The organism is Pseudobacillus wudalianchiensis (assembly GCF_001685015.1).
Taxonomy (GTDB): domain Bacteria; phylum Bacillota; class Bacilli; order Bacillales; family Domibacillaceae; genus Pseudobacillus; species Pseudobacillus wudalianchiensis.
The window spans coordinates 116,031-130,717 of sequence record NZ_MAYT01000031.1 but is presented as its reverse complement, the minus strand read 5'-3'; the positions used below and the strand labels follow the sequence as shown (position 1 = coordinate 130,717).

Sequence of the window (14,687 nt, the reverse complement as noted above, 5' to 3'; positions counted from 1 at the left end):
ATAGGCGGCTACACTTTTCTTATCATGCTCCAGGCGCTGGTGAGCGCCTGGAGCTTTTCTTTATTTGTCCAGCTTCGCCTCCTTGCCCCTCGAGGTCATAAGCCGATCTGGCTGTATGACTGAAGAACGCCACTTCGCCATTTCGTCTTATGCTTGTCGGGGCAGTACAGTCGGCTACGCTTTTCTATTTTGTCCAGCTACAGGCGCTAGCGCGTATGCTGATTTCGCTCTCTCTGTCGGAGTCTGAAAAGCGACTCCTCGTCAAGAGCTCCAATCTGCTATCGCGCTGGCGAGCGCCTTTCGCTTTTCTATGTTACTGACTTACGGTTTCGTCTTCGATGCCGAGTTCTTGTTTGATCCAGTCGTATCCTTCAGCTTCTAGGCGTTGTGCCAGTTCGGATCCGCCTGATTTAACGACGCGTCCTTGCATCATTACGTGTACGTGATCTGGAGTGATGTAGTTAAGGAGACGCTGATAGTGAGTGATCATTAAGCAGCCAAATTCTTCACTGCGCATTTCGTTGATTCCTTTTGCTACTACTTTTAAAGCATCAATATCAAGACCTGAGTCAATTTCATCTAGGATCGCAATTTTAGGCTTGATCATCATTAATTGTAAAATTTCGTTGCGTTTTTTCTCTCCACCAGAGAAGCCTTCATTTAAATAACGCTGCGCCATGTCCTGATCCATTTCTAACAGATCCATTTTAGCATCCATTTCACGGATAAATTTCATTAAAGAAATTTCATTGCCCTCTTCACGGCGGCTGTTAATAGCTGAGCGAAGGAAATCAGCATTCGTTACCCCGCTAATTTCACTTGGATATTGCATAGCAAGGAAAAGACCGGCACGTGCACGCTCGTCCACTTCCATTTCAAGAACGTTTTCTCCGTCTAGTTCAATGCTTCCACTTGTAACCTCATATTTAGGATGACCCATAATAGCTGCAGATAAAGTAGATTTTCCTGTTCCGTTTGGACCCATGATTGCGTGGAACTCTCCACCTTTTATCTCAAGATTTACACCCTTTAAAATCTCTTTTCCGTCAATCGATACGTGTAAATCTGTAATCTTTAATGTTGAAGCTGTCATGCTCATACCTCCGTCATCATCGAAAATGCTCGATTTTTATTGTCATTCTCAGTTTATTCTCATTACAATCTTATAACAAATGAAAATTATATTCAACCGGTCTGAAGGAATTGTTCCGGATATTTGATGATAGTCCATCCTTTATATGAAATCAAGAGGAATGGTAGCCATTTCTTTTAGCTTCTCCCTCGTTCATTTATCTTATTTACAAGCTGTTTCTCTTTTTTAAAGCTAACCAAAAAACTCCATATTTATGTCCGCTTTCCATTTAAACTCTTCAAAAGTTAAATCAGTTCGGGAAGTTCTCTCTACAATAAAAGAGCCAGCATCAATGCCAGCTCTTCCTCGTTTGCGTATATACATTTTAATTACAGGATCTTTTATATGCGGTTGTTGATTTTCGCAGCGGGTGGTCCTTGAGCCTCCTCCTAGCGTGTGCTCTTGCAGGGGTCTGGTCTCACCAGGACGCGCTTTTCTCGCTGGATTCGCCGCCTTCCGCTACAATCAACTATTAAAGAACAACATTCACCTTTTATAGAACCTAATTATGAAATATGATTTGTAATTTTACGGTTATGATCAGCAACAATACGTCTGCTCTCCACATATTCCTCTTGACGTTGACGTTCAACATTCATTCTCACTTCATGATTTTGGCGGTACACTTCATATCCAACTCCATGGGATCCATGCATAGCCTTTTCCATACTTTCCGTGTACTGCAAATTCAGTGAGTTTAACGAGTTAATGGGGAATCAATCCTTTCAATTTTTAGAATGAGATTTTTTCTTACAGGAACCATCGTAACAGGCTTTATAGTTTTTCACAAAAGGCATATATGCTCTTCTTACCTGCTCACGCGTGATTTTACGTGCTTCCTGACTTTTATATAGCCTCATTCTCAAAATTTAAACCCTATCCTTCTCAATTCTTAATTTTCTAAAATTTCCCCTATTAATCGTTAAGTTTATTTAAACATGACCAATACCCTTTTTTAATGCTGTGTTTTTAATTCATCCATCGCTTCTTGAACAAGGGTTACTGCCTGGCTCATTGCTGCTCCGCCACCGAAAGCTGCCGCTACACCGAGCGCTTCAAATATCTCTTGTTCGCTGCAGCCTTGGTCGAGACAACCTTTCACATGGTAAATAATACAATATTCATCCTGTGAATAGACGCTGATTCCGAGAGCAATTAACTGCTTTTCCTTTTGGGCGATTGCTCCCTCTTTAAAACATTCTGCTGTAAATGCATTAAAATGCCCAGCAAGCCCTGGCATTTTTTTTGTGAATACACCTAGTCCCTCTTTATATTCAAGCAATGCTGCCTCTGTTGATGTCATTACTTCTTTTTCCATGGAATTGCCTCCTCATTTTTTATCTTTTTTAATATGCAGCAACTAAAAAAGCTTTATTCAAAGAAGGAGAAAGATGTGCAGCTAAACATAAAAAAGCCTGCAGGATCACCTGCAGGCCTTCTATTCTTATTTATTAACTGGTACGACCGCTCCGCCCCACTCTTTCAAAATGAAATCTTGGATTTCTTTTGAGTGAAGAACTTCTACAAGAGCTTTGATTTTTTCTTTGTTTTCGTCACCTTTACGAACTGCAATGACGTTCACATATGGTGAATCTTTGTCTTCAATCGCAATTGAATCTTTTAACGGGTTTAAGCCAGCATCGATTGCATAGTTAGAGTTGATTAGAACCGCGTCGCCTTCTCCATTGTTATAAGCTTGTGGAAGGAAAGCAGCTTCATAGTTATAGTCAAACTTCAAATCTTTTTTGTTTTCTGCAATATCTTCAATTGTTGCTTCTTCTTTCTTAACGCCATCTTTTAACTTAATAAGACCTTCTTTTTCAAGCATTGTTAAAATACGGCCATGGTCTGCTACAGAGCTGCTCATTAAAATTGTGGCACCTTTTGGAAGTTCCTCTAGGCTTTTGTATTTTTTAGAATAAACACCAATTGGCTCAATATGAATACCGCCAGCGTTTACGAAATCATAGCCATGCTCTTTCTTCTGAGACTCAAGGTAAGGAATATGCTGGAAGTAGTTTGCATCCAGGTCTCCCTCTTCTAATGACTTATTTGGCAAGATATAATCTTGGAACGTTTCAACCTTTAACGTGTAGCCTTTCTTCTCAAGCAGCGGCTTAGCTTCTTCTAAAATGACAGCGTGCGGCACATTAGAAGCGCCCACGATGATTTCTTTATCTTCTTTGCCGCCTTCTTTTGCTTTCTCGTCTTTCTTATCGTCTGAGCCCCCGCCACAAGCAGCCAGGGCAAACACAGCAAGCGCTGTTAATAAACCAATTAACCACTTTTTCATTTTTCTTCCCCCTTGTAAATTTATCTTTTATCTAATTTATTAGTGATTAAATCACCAATTAATTGGACTACAAACACAATAATTAAAATAACAATCGTAGCAACAAGTGTTACATCATTGCGGCTGCGCTGGAAACCATCAAGATAAGCAAGATTTCCAAGACCGCCAGCGCCGATTACTCCAGCCATTGCTGTATATCCAACTAGAGCAATAGCTGTAACAGTAATACCAGAAACAAGTGCCGGCATCGATTCTGGAAGCAGCACCTTAAAGATGATGGTGCTCGTTTTTGCTCCCATTGCTCTTGCTGCTTCAATGACGCCTTTATCAATTTCCCGCAGACCAATTTCTACCATCCGCGCGTAAAAAGGGGCAGCGCCAATAATAAGAGCTGGCAAGGCAGCATTTTCACCAATCATCGTTCCGACTAAAGCCTTTGTAAAAGGAATTAATAAAACAATTAATATAATAAAAGGAATCGAACGGAAAATATTGACAAAAGCTGAAACAACGCCATAAACCACCTTGTTCTGCCAAATGTTTCCCTTAGCTGTTAAAAACAGCAGCAGGCCAAGCAATATACCAAGGATAAACGTAGCGAGTACGGATATACTTGTCATATAAAGCGTTTCAGTGGTCGCTTCCCACATCTTTTCCCAATCTACATTAGGGAGCCATTGTTCAAGCATGACTAATCACCTCCGAGCTGACTTCCTGCTTTTCGAGGTAAGCCACCGCTCGTTCCACTTCTGCCTGGTCTCCTGTTAAATGAACAAATAGTGAGCCATAGGCACCATTTTGCGTTTGAGATACTTTTCCTTGAACGATGTTTACCGCTATGTTAAATTGACGTATTAAATTAGTAATAATCGGCTGCTCTGCGCTTTCTCCGATAAAAGTGAGCTTGACTACTTTTCCTTCGGGGAACTGCTCAAGCAAGTGATCGATGGTTTCTTTTGATTCTTCAAGTTCCGTTACTTGCTGGACAAATCGTTGCGTAATCGGCTGCTCCGGTGATTTAAAAACATTCAATACCGGGCCCATTTCGACGACACGCCCCGCTTCCATTACAGCAACTCGATGGCATATCTTGCGGATGACGTGCATTTCATGCGTAATCAAGACGATCGTTAACCCAAGACGCTTATTAATATCAACGAGCAGGTCTAAAATCGCATCTGTCGTTTGCGGATCAAGCGCTGATGTCGCTTCGTCACATAAAAGGACCTTCGGATCATTCGCCAATGCCCGAGCAATACCGACACGCTGCTTCTGGCCGCCGCTTAACTGAGAAGGATAGGAATCTTCTCTGCCTTCAAGACCAACCAATTTAATCAGCTCGTCTACTTTCTTTAGCCGCTCTGCTTTAGGCACTCCGGAAATCTCTAATGGAAAGGCGATGTTCTCTCGCACAGTTCTTGACCAAAGAAGATTAAAATGCTGAAAAATCATGCCAATCTCCTGGCGTGCCTGGCGCAGTTCTCCTCCCCGGATTTTTGATATTTCGCGTCCACCTACAACCACTGAACCGGAAGAGGGTGTTTCTAATCCGTTCAGCATTCGGATCAGCGTACTTTTTCCAGCACCACTATACCCAATTACACCAAAAATCTCGCCTTTATCTATCGCTAAGTTAATATCATCTACTGCCGTCACTTTCCCATTTCTTGTGGAAAAGATTTTCTTTACATTCTCTATTGAAATCATGCGGCGGTTTTCCTCCATTCCACCAGAAAAAATAAAAACCTTTCTGCAAAATGAGCAGAAAGGTGTGCTTTAACAGTTCCTTTCTCTCATCTCCCAAAGCACGAAGCTTTGTGTGAATTGGCACCTTTTCAACAAGCATTTCACCGTTGACGGTTGCCGGGCTTCATCGGGCACGTCCCTCCACCTCTCTTGATAAGAGTCGTATATAATATGTCCTTCTCAATGGATTTGATTTTATCATTATTTCTCGAAAATTGTCAATCATCTGCAGAAAAATGTTTTTACGCTGTTCCAGATGTTTCATAATAAGGACGGCAAAGCCAAAGAAATGATTCAAACCAAAGCTTTACACGATAAAACCCTGCCACTTCCACCGCTCCCATTCGTTCATAAAGACGCAGCTGTCCCCGCCCTTCTAAAAGAGGTTCTACTCCTCCTCTTAACCGTAAGTGCCAATGATCGGTGTGACTATTTGACAGTTGCATCCCCTGATCACTAATCACAAGCAGCCAACTCTCGCCTTCTCCCTCTAAAAGCACATGGACGGGTTGAAGCGGAAGCAGCGGCCAAATATGCGTTCTATCTCGACAAGCAGCCTGCATAGCCAGCAAGTTCTCTTTCATGTTATTTCCCCCTCTGTTCACTTTATCTATAAACTTCAAACAGAAAAGGAAATATCCTTTATGAATCGCTCGACAAAGTATGCCGCTCCCATCGCATATTTCGTCAAAAAAGAGCTGCTTTCATCTAGAAAGCAACTCAGATTTTTATATGCTATTTAGTTGATCAAGTATACTGGTTCAGCTTTTCATATAGATGAGGAACCGACTGAAAAGCATAAATCTTCTCCATTAATTCCCCTTCTTTAAAAATAAGCAGGCACGGGACGCTTTCAATAGCGTATTGAATAGCAAAGCCTTCATGATAATTGACGTCAAAACGAAACCATGTAAATGGGGGTACTACTTTTTCTGCAACGTCTACCATTTTTCCAGCCAGCTGACACGTTCCACACAGCGGTGTATAGGCGTAAACAGCTGCTAAGCGTTTCGACTTGATCATTTCATTTATGTCTTGTTCCCTCTGCATGTCATCCATCCTTTTGTAAAAACTCTCCATGCACATCAATATTGGCGCCGAGCAACACAGATGCCAGGTGACGGTAAGGAGCCGTAGCCACTTCTTTATAGACACGATCAATGTACAGATGTCGCGCTTCAGGCAATTCACGAATAAATTGCTTACGGAGTTTTTCTCCTGCTCGATCGGCATCAACGAGAATATATACGTCTTGTCCGTATAAGCTTTCAATCAGTTCATCCAGCCGGCTTAGGCCAATGGTTCCATTCGTACAAATGATATCTACCGGCTCATTCACAATTTCCTTTATTTTCTTCCGATCGGAAGCGCCTTCTACAATGATGGTTTTCTCCATACGCATGAACATCCCTCCACCGTCTGAATATCTGCCTCGCAACACTATTGTCCTTTATTTATTAAGAAATTGCAAAAGAACACTTCCAGTTAAGGAAGTGTTCTTTGGTTATTAGTCTTCTTGTGTCATTTCGTCATATTGCTCAGCTGTCATTAAGTTGTCAAGCTGAGAAGCATCAGATAATTCGACAACGATCATCCATGCTTTTTCATATGGTGATTCATTCACGAATTCTGGATTATCATCAAGGTCTTCATTGACTTCAACGACTTTTCCACTGACAGGAGCATACAGCTCAGAAACTGTCTTTACAGATTCAACGCTGCCGAATGGCTCATCAGCTTTTACTTCATCGCCTACAGACGGAAGCTCAACGAATACGATATCGCCAAGTTCTGATTGCGCAAAGTGTGTAATACCAATACGAACTTTTTCCCCTTCTGTTTTTACCCATTCGTGCTCTTCTGAATAACGCAATTCTTTTGGTGTACTCATCCAAATCCCTCCATTACCTAATTTCAATTAAAACTTTACTTATTATAAAGGCATAAAGCAAGAAAATAAGCTTTACGCATCCTTTACAACCATTGTTTTTTAAATTCTTCTTCTTTAAAACCAACGGTAACCTTCTCGCCATCCGTTGTGAGCGGCCGCTTAATAAGCATGCCGTCGGAAGCAAGCAGTTCTAATAATTCTTCATCAGAAGCCGTGCTTACTTTGTCTTTTAACCCAAGCTCTCTGTATTTCTGTCCGCTCGTATTAAAAAATTTCTTTAATTCAAGACCGCTTCTCTTGTATAGTTCTTCCAGCTTTTCTTTTGAAGGCGGCTGCTCCACGATATGTATCTCTTGAACATGGATATTATGCTCTTCCAGCCATTTCTTTGCTTTACGGCATGTCCCGCACTTCGGATACCAGTAAAATGTTAATGTCATTTCTTCATCAGCCTCCTATTTGCACAGCATCCGCCATTAACATCTTTTCGACATGAGCTTCAAATTCCCTGCCTCTTTTATTAAAATATACCTTCTTTTTCAATAAAAGACAAAGCCCTTTTTCTCATTTAAACAAGGAACTGTCATGTAAAATCATCCATAAATGGTTTTTGTATTCCTTTCTAGGGAATAGGCTTGATGACGGAGGTGTTAATCATGAAAAAAATACAGGAGGATGCACTGTTCGTTATTGAAAAGCTAAAAGAAGAAAAATATGACAAAATCAACGAGATGTTTACGACTAAGAAGCCCTATGACTTAGCTTTCATTTTCCAGAACCTTCCTGAAAAACATCGAGCTTCCATGCTTGAGCACCTGAATGAAGCCTCTATCGCCAGCATGCTCCCAAAGTTCAACCAACTAAAACAGCTGGAATTGCTCGGAAAGATTGGGCCTGCCAGAGCTAATAAAGTACTTGCTCTTTTAGACACAGACATTCTTTCTTCTCTTTTACGCCATTTTCCTAAAGCGGATCTGGATCGCTTTCTATCAGAAATTAATGATACTGAAGCTCAATACTTAAAGCAAATGATGAGCTATGAGCGGGATACAGCTGGCAGTATGATGACCAATCGATACTTGTCTGTGCAGCTTGAAGATACGGTTGCGGCTGCGGTCGAAAAAGCAAGAGTCCATGCCATGTATTCTGAAACATTATTTATTATTTATGTGCTGGACAAAAATAACCGGCTGGCTGGTACTGTCTCTTATCGAGATCTTGTGATCGCCCAGCCAGATGACTTAGTGAAGGACATTATGCTAAAGCAAATTATTTCAGTTCCTTATACGGCCAAAAGAGCGGAAATTAATAAGCTGCTCAAACGCTATGATTTTAGTGCCATTCCTGTATTAGACGATCAAGAAAGGCTGCTGGGAGTGATTACGTTTGACGATATGATGCAAATCGTCATTCAAGAGGCCAATGAAGATATCGGTAAATTGTCCGCTGTAAATAAAGAAATCGACTTTGACACAAAGCCTGTCACCGCTGCCAAACGGCGGCTTCCTTGGCTGATTGCTCTTCTTTTTATTGGGCTTGTGTCTGGAAGCATTATCGCTGGATTTGAAGACACCCTTGAAAAAGTAGTGGCCCTCGCTTTCTTTATGCCGCTTATTGCCGGAATGACCGGTAATACGGGTACCCAGTCCTTGGCGGTCGTAGTCAGGGGTTTGGCGGAACAAGATATTAACCCAAAAGTAGTGACACGGTTAATCTTCCGCGAGTTTCGTGTCAGCTTAATAATTGGAGTCACATGCGGCCTGCTCATTTCGCTGATCGCCTTTATTTGGCAAGGGAATATGCATCTTGGAATTGTTGTCGGCAGCTCTCTTTTACTTACACTCATCCTCGGCACCCTCGCCGGCACGATCGTCCCGCTTGTACTTTATAAGTTCAATCTTGACCCTGCTGTCGCTTCGGGACCTCTGATCACAACGATCAACGACATCTTCTCACTCGTCGTCTACTTTTCAATTGCTTCTTTCTTCTTAAGCAAGCTAGTTTAAATAGCAGAGTGCCCTAAAAAAGAATTTTTAGGGCACTCTGTTCCATAATATCTTATACTGTATATTTCTCTGTCTGAATCAACCGATCGGCTGCTTCACGCTTTTTCGCAATCACATTAATCGGCGTGTGCCTCGTTAATTTCCGTAGAACAGAGATCATCATACGCAGCGTATCGCCTTCTTCAACGGCAATAAGTGTTTCTTTTGCATCAGCCTCAATTTGATTAAATGCTTCTTGGCAAAAAATTTGAGTATATAGAAGCTTTTGCTTCGCTTTTGCTTCGCCAGCCTTGGCAATGGCTTTTTCCGTGCGGAGAACAGCCGACTCCATTGCATAAATATTGTTCACAATATCAGCAATATTGGCGAGTACTTCCTGTTCTTTCTCAAGCGCTTTTCCGTACTTTTGAACGGCTAAGCCCGCGGCAAGCAAGCCAATTTTCTTAGCATTCTTGACTAAATACTTTTCCTGTTCAAGTGCTTCTGTACCAACTTCTTCCGGCATCAGCATCATTACCTCGTTTTGCAGCTCCTGTGCTTTTTCCAATAACGGCAATTCACCTTTAAAGGCTTTACGGACGTACGTGCCTGGCACGAGTAAACGATTAATTTCATTGGTCCCCTCAAAGATGCGGTTAATTCGGGAATCACGATACATTCTGGCAATTTCATACTCTTCCATAAAACCGTAGCCGCCGTGGATTTGCACTCCTTCATCTACTACATAATCAAGTACTTCCGAGCCGAAGAACTTTCCTAATGAACATTCAATGGCATATTCAGCGATGGAAGCGGCAATGGCTAAGCCGTCCTTTTGCTCTTCTTCTGAAAGCTGGCTCATCCGGTCTTCAAAATATCCGACTGTGCGATAAATAGCACTTTCACTCGCATAAATTTTGGAAGCCATGTTAGCAAACTTTTCCTTAATGAGATTGAAAGAGGAAATTGGTGTCTTAAACTGTTGGCGTCCATTTGCATACTTTAGTGAAATGTCTAATGCTCGTTTGGCACTTCCTACCGTACCGACTCCCAATTTATAGCGGCCGATATTTAAAATGTTAAATGCGATCACATGGCCTCTGCCTGCTTCTCCAAGCAAGTTCCCTTTCGGCACTTCTGCATCCTGTAAAATAAGTGTCCGCGTTGATGAACTTTTAATGCCCATTTTATCTTCCTCTGCCCCTGTTGACACACCCGGAAAATCTTTCTCTACGATAAAAGCAGAGAATTTATCGCCGTCGATTTTAGCATAGACAACAAACACATCCGCAAAAGCCGAGTTCGTAATCCATTGCTTTTCTCCATTTAATACATAGTGCGTACCTGCTTCATTTAACTTAGCTGTTGTCTTAGCGCCGAGTGCATCGGAACCTGATCCTGGTTCTGTCAATGCGTAGGCAGCAATTTTTTCACCAGTAGCTAATGCTGGCAAGTATTTTTGCTTTTGTTCTTCATTGCCGAACAGCACAATCGGCAGCGAACCAATGCCAACGTGAGCTCCGTGAGTAATAGAGAAGCCGCCGGCAACCGCCATTTTTTCGGCGATTAAAGCGGAGCTGACTTTATCTAAGTTCAATCCGCCGTATTCTTCCGGAACATCGGCACTCAATAGCCCGAGTTCTCCTGCTTCTTGCAAAAGCTTTACAGAACGGTCAAATTCGTGCTTCTCTAAATAAGGAACTTGCGGCATCACACTGTTATTTACATATTCCTCCGTTGTTTTGGCAATCATTTTTTGCTCATCAGAAAAGTCCTCTGGTGTAAATACTTGATCACACGTGACATCTTCAATTAAAAACGCTCCACCTTTGACGGCCTGTCTTTCTGTTTGTTTTGCCATGTATAATTCCTCCCATTCCCTTTTGTTCGTTTCTTTTATAAGAGCTCGAATACGCCGGCTGCTCCCATACCCCCGCCAATGCACATGGAGACCATCCCAAACTGTTCCCCACGACGTTTCATTTCGTGCAGTAGTGTTAATGTTAATTTGGCCCCCGAACAGCCAAGCGGGTGTCCAAGAGCAATAGCCCCACCGTTGACATTTACCTTCTCTTCATCAAGCCCCATTTCCCTAATGACTTGGATAGACTGTGAAGCAAAGGCTTCATTCAATTCAATGAGCCCAATATCAGAAAGTATCAGGCCAGCAAACTTCAACGCTTTTGGAATAGCCACCACCGGTCCGACTCCCATGATTTCTGGCGGCACGCCGCCAACAGCAAATGATCGAAATTTCGCCATCGGCTTTAGGCCGAGCGCTTCTGCCTTTTCCCGTTCCATTACCATAACGGCTGCTGCACCATCGCTTGTTTGCGAGGAGTTCCCTGCGGTAACGGTGCCTGTTGCAGAGAAAGCCGGACGCAGTTTGGACAGCACCTCCATATTCGTTCCCGGACGAACCCCTTCATCTTGTATAAACTGTATCTTCTTTTCTACAAGCTTACGATCCGGTCCTATGTGGCGAAGCGTTACTTCTACCGGAACCGTTTCATCAGCAAATTTCCCTTCTGCAATCGCCTGTGCAGCACGTTGATGGCTTCGAACAGCAAAAGCATCCTGTTCTTCACGTGTGATGCCATATTTCTTCGCTACCTCTTCCGCTGTATGCCCCATGCTCATATAATATTCGGGCATTTCTTCAGCGATGCGAAGATTCGGACGGACAACGTGACCCATGACCGGCACGAGACTCATAGATTCTGCTCCCCCCGCAATAATGGTCTCTGCCTGCCCCACCATAATCCGCTCTGACGCATATGCAATAGCTTGCAATCCCGAGGAACAATAACGATTAATGGTGACAGCTGGCACAGTATAAGAAAGACCAGCAAGTGCCCCGATGTTGCGCGCCATATTCAGCCCTTGCTCTGCTTCTGGCATGGAACAACCCATAATTAAGTCATCAATTTCCCCTTCATAGTTCCCTGCGCGCTTGACGGTTTCCTTCACTGCAATCGCACCTAAATCATCTGGGCGAACCGTGGCAAGTGTGCCTTTTTTTGCGCGCCCGACCGGTGTTCTGGCACCGGCAACGATCACCGCTTCTTTCATCAGCTTTCTCCCCTTTGCTTTTTCATCTATAGAATAAAAGAGTTGATTAGTTACGCAATGGCTTGCCTTTAACGAGCATATGCTGCATACGCTGCTGTGATTTCGACTCGGCGATTAAGCTCAGGAACGCTTCCCGTTCAAGATCAAGTAAATAGTCTTCCTCCACCTCTGTTCCAAATGGCAGCTTTCCTCCAGCGATCACATAGGCCAGTTTGGAGGCAATTTTAAAGTCATGTTCGGAAATAAAGCCTGATTTCAACATGGAACGCGCTCCTAAAAGCAAAGCAGCATAGCCTGTTTCCCCTACAACTGGGACTTTCTTTCTTCTTGGCGCCCGATAACCATTTTCATAGAGATACAAAGCCGCCTGTTTTGCATCATGAAGCAGGTGGTCACTATTGGTGCTGATACCGTCTGCTTTTGATAAAAAGTTATTCTCTCTTGCTTCCGCCGCTGATGTCGACGTTTTAGCCATGGCAATCGTTTCAAATACCTTGTTGGCGACTGCCTGTAAATCAACTTGCACACCATTCACCATCTTCTCTAAATGTTTAATGTACAGCTCCTTATTTCCACCGCCGCCTGGGATAAGTCCGACTCCAACTTCTACAAGGCCCATGTATGTTTCTGAACTTGCCTGTATATGTGCTGCCGGCAGACAAACCTCTGCACCGCCGCCAAGCGTCATAGAAAACGGAGCCGCCACGACTGGTTTACTCGAATACTTCACCTTCATCATCGCCTGCTGGAAGCCTCTTACGACCATTTCTATTTCCCAAAGGTTGTCGTCCTGTGCCTCCAGCAAAATCATGGCTAGATTAGCGCCGACACAGAAGTTCTTCCCTTGATTGCCAATGACAAGGCCTTTATAATGTTTCTCTGTTTCCTCTACCGCGTAATTGATCATTTGAACGATATCTGCTCCAATGGCATTGTTCGGTGAATGAAATTCTAGTAGAACAATGTCGTCCCCAATGTCAATTAAGCTTGCTCCACTGTTCTTTTTAAGAACTTTCCCTTGCTTCTTCAGCTTTTTTAAATCGATCACTTTTTCACTGACTGGGACTTTCTGATAGTCGCCGTTATGATAAAAGTATGTTTCACCATTTTCTTCTTTATAGAATGAGACATGGCCACTTGCAGCCATTTCTTTCACCCAGGATGGAACAGCTAATCCTTCTGCTTCCATCTTCTGCAGGGAGGACTGTAAACCGATCGCATCCCATATTTCAAAAGGTCCTTGCTCCCAGCCAAATCCCCATTTCATCGCTCGGTCAATGGAGACAATATCATCAGCAATCTCACCTGTCAGACGAGCTGAATAGACTAATACTGGTGCGATAATCCTCCATAAGAAATGGCCAGCTTTGTCATCGCTATAGATCAATGTTTTCCATTTTGCTGATAAACCTTTTTGCTGCTTCGCCAGTTCGATTGAAGCCGTTTTCATTTTTTTACGCTCACCGTACTCCATTGTTTCCGGGTTAAGCTCCAAAATTGTTTTACCTTCCTTTTTAAAGAAGCCTTGACCACTTTTAGCACCAATCCAGCCGTTATCACACATTTTCTTCATAAATTCAGGTACGTCGAATACTTGCTTTTCTTCGCCCTCCACCTGTTCATAGACGTTGTTAGCCACATGAATAAAAGTGTCAAGACCGACTACATCGAGCGTGCGGAATGTCGCACTTTTAGGACGGCCAATCAATGGGCCGGTAATCGAATCTACTTCACCGGCTGATAGTCCCGAAGTCGTCATTTCTTGAACCGTTTTCAATAAGCCGTACGTTCCAATCCGATTGGCAATAAAGTTAGGAGTATCTTTAGCGATGACCACTCCTTTGCCGAGAATATCTTCACTAAATGCCTTCATATATTCGAGAACTTCTGGAGCAGTATCCTTCGTTGGAATAATTTCGAGCAGCTTCAAGTAACGCGGCGGGTTAAAGAAGTGTGTACCAAGAAAATGACGGCGGAACTCTTCTGAACGTCCTTCTGCCATCGCCTCGATGGATATACCCGATGTGTTGGAGCTAATAATACTGCCCGGTTTACGGTGTTTCTCTATCGTTTCAAACACTTGCTTTTTCACATTTAAATTTTCTATGACAACCTCGATGATCCAGTCAACGTCCTTCAACTTTTCTAGATCATCCTCTAAATTTCCCGCTGTAATAAACTGTAGATTTTCCTTGGATGTGAGCGGAGCAGGCTTTTGTTTTAACAGCTTTTTTAAAGCGCCGGCAGCGTATTTATCTCTGATTTCTGGATCGTTTAGCGTAAAACCTTTCGCTTCCTCTTCTTTTGTGAGCTCTCGCGGAATAATATCTAATAATAAAGTCGGAATGCCGATATTCGCCAAATGAGCAGCAATGCCTGAACCCATTACGCCTGAACCTAAAACGGCAGCTTTTTGAATATGCTGAACCAACATGATTTTCCCCCTTCACATCTTTGAATGAATGCTCATTCATTATTTCTATTACTAATATAACCCAACCTTTCAATTGGTGCAACGATAAAAAAGGGAAAAATTAAAATTTTCAAACTTCATTACAGAAATCCAAA

Annotated in this window: 16 protein-coding genes and 1 riboswitch; of the genes, 2 read left to right on the top strand and 14 right to left on the bottom strand. The window is 42.8% G+C overall.

Annotated features, from left to right (window positions below; all coding sequences use genetic code 11):
* Positions 1–115: 115 nt before the first annotated feature.
* Complete coding sequence (locus A8F95_RS23275; RefSeq protein ID WP_281181802.1) at positions 116–247, top strand: hypothetical protein; 132 nt, start codon at positions 116–118, stop codon at positions 245–247.
* A 66-nt stretch (positions 248–313) separates the two neighbouring features.
* Here the strand turns inward: A8F95_RS23275 and sufC are convergent, their stop codons facing one another.
* The 11 genes from sufC to A8F95_RS20000 form a co-directional block, all read right to left on the bottom strand.
* Positions 314–1,093 (bottom strand): Fe-S cluster assembly ATPase SufC, encoded by a 780-nt coding sequence (gene sufC, locus A8F95_RS20045; protein WP_065412174.1) that lies wholly within the window; start codon positions 1,091–1,093, stop codon positions 314–316.
* Positions 1,094–1,638: 545 nt separating this feature from the next.
* Entirely contained in the window at positions 1,639–1,788 is a 150-nt protein-coding gene (locus tag A8F95_RS21980) for a YuzK family famiily protein (RefSeq protein ID WP_176713767.1), read from the bottom strand.
* 299 nt (positions 1,789–2,087) lie between these two features.
* Positions 2,088–2,450 (bottom strand): carboxymuconolactone decarboxylase family protein, encoded by a 363-nt coding sequence (locus tag A8F95_RS20040; protein ID WP_049664129.1) that lies wholly within the window; start codon positions 2,448–2,450, stop codon positions 2,088–2,090.
* A gap of 126 nt (positions 2,451–2,576) precedes the next feature.
* The gene (locus A8F95_RS20035) at positions 2,577–3,425 is read right to left on the bottom strand and encodes a MetQ/NlpA family ABC transporter substrate-binding protein (RefSeq protein WP_065412173.1); all 849 of its coding nucleotides are present in this window, start codon (positions 3,423–3,425) and stop codon (positions 2,577–2,579) included.
* A gap of 20 nt (positions 3,426–3,445) precedes the next feature.
* Positions 3,446–4,114, bottom strand: a complete 669-nt coding sequence (locus A8F95_RS20030; RefSeq protein WP_065412172.1) for a methionine ABC transporter permease — start codon at positions 4,112–4,114, stop codon at positions 3,446–3,448.
* Positions 4,107–5,132, bottom strand: coding sequence for a methionine ABC transporter ATP-binding protein (locus A8F95_RS20025; protein ID WP_065412171.1), 1,026 nt, complete (start codon positions 5,130–5,132; stop codon positions 4,107–4,109). The genes A8F95_RS20030 and A8F95_RS20025 overlap by 8 nt, the downstream gene beginning before the upstream one ends.
* 83 nt (positions 5,133–5,215) lie before the next feature.
* A riboswitch (SAM riboswitch) is annotated at positions 5,216–5,331 on the bottom strand.
* 82 nt (positions 5,332–5,413) lie between these two features.
* The gene (locus A8F95_RS20020; protein ID WP_065412170.1) at positions 5,414–5,755 is read right to left on the bottom strand and encodes a hypothetical protein; all 342 of its coding nucleotides are present in this window, start codon (positions 5,753–5,755) and stop codon (positions 5,414–5,416) included.
* A gap of 163 nt (positions 5,756–5,918) precedes the next feature.
* A complete protein-coding gene (locus tag A8F95_RS20015; RefSeq protein WP_245671456.1) occupies positions 5,919–6,221 on the bottom strand; it encodes a thioredoxin family protein in 303 nt (100 codons plus the stop codon).
* A gap of 1 nt (position 6,222) precedes the next feature.
* The gene (locus A8F95_RS20010) at positions 6,223–6,573 is read right to left on the bottom strand and encodes a toprim domain-containing protein (protein ID WP_065412168.1); all 351 of its coding nucleotides are present in this window, start codon (positions 6,571–6,573) and stop codon (positions 6,223–6,225) included.
* A 105-nt stretch (positions 6,574–6,678) separates the two neighbouring features.
* Positions 6,679–7,062 (bottom strand): glycine cleavage system protein GcvH, encoded by a 384-nt coding sequence (gcvH, locus tag A8F95_RS20005; protein ID WP_065412167.1) that lies wholly within the window; start codon positions 7,060–7,062, stop codon positions 6,679–6,681.
* 83 nt (positions 7,063–7,145) lie between these two features.
* Positions 7,146–7,502 (bottom strand): arsenate reductase family protein, encoded by a 357-nt coding sequence (locus tag A8F95_RS20000; protein ID WP_065412166.1) that lies wholly within the window; start codon positions 7,500–7,502, stop codon positions 7,146–7,148.
* 216 nt (positions 7,503–7,718) lie between these two features.
* Here A8F95_RS20000 and mgtE point away from each other — a divergent pair, with 216 nt between their 5' ends.
* On the top strand, positions 7,719–9,068 hold the full coding sequence (gene mgtE / locus A8F95_RS19995; protein ID WP_065412165.1) for a magnesium transporter: 1,350 nt from the start codon (positions 7,719–7,721) through the stop codon (positions 9,066–9,068).
* 52 nt (positions 9,069–9,120) lie between these two features.
* Here mgtE and A8F95_RS19990 read toward each other — a convergent pair whose 3' ends face one another.
* The 3 genes from A8F95_RS19990 to A8F95_RS19980 are packed head-to-tail and all read right to left on the bottom strand — an operon-like array spanning position 9,121 to position 14,553.
* The gene (locus A8F95_RS19990) at positions 9,121–10,908 is read right to left on the bottom strand and encodes an acyl-CoA dehydrogenase family protein (protein WP_065412164.1); all 1,788 of its coding nucleotides are present in this window, start codon (positions 10,906–10,908) and stop codon (positions 9,121–9,123) included.
* A 35-nt stretch (positions 10,909–10,943) separates the two neighbouring features.
* On the bottom strand, positions 10,944–12,119 hold the full coding sequence (locus A8F95_RS19985; RefSeq protein WP_065412163.1) for an acetyl-CoA C-acetyltransferase: 1,176 nt from the start codon (positions 12,117–12,119) through the stop codon (positions 10,944–10,946).
* Between the two features lie 46 nt (positions 12,120–12,165).
* Positions 12,166–14,553: a 3-hydroxyacyl-CoA dehydrogenase/enoyl-CoA hydratase family protein gene (locus tag A8F95_RS19980; protein WP_065412162.1), complete on the bottom strand. Its 2,388-nt coding sequence runs from the start codon at positions 14,551–14,553 to the stop codon at positions 12,166–12,168.
* Positions 14,554–14,687 lie beyond the last annotated feature (134 nt).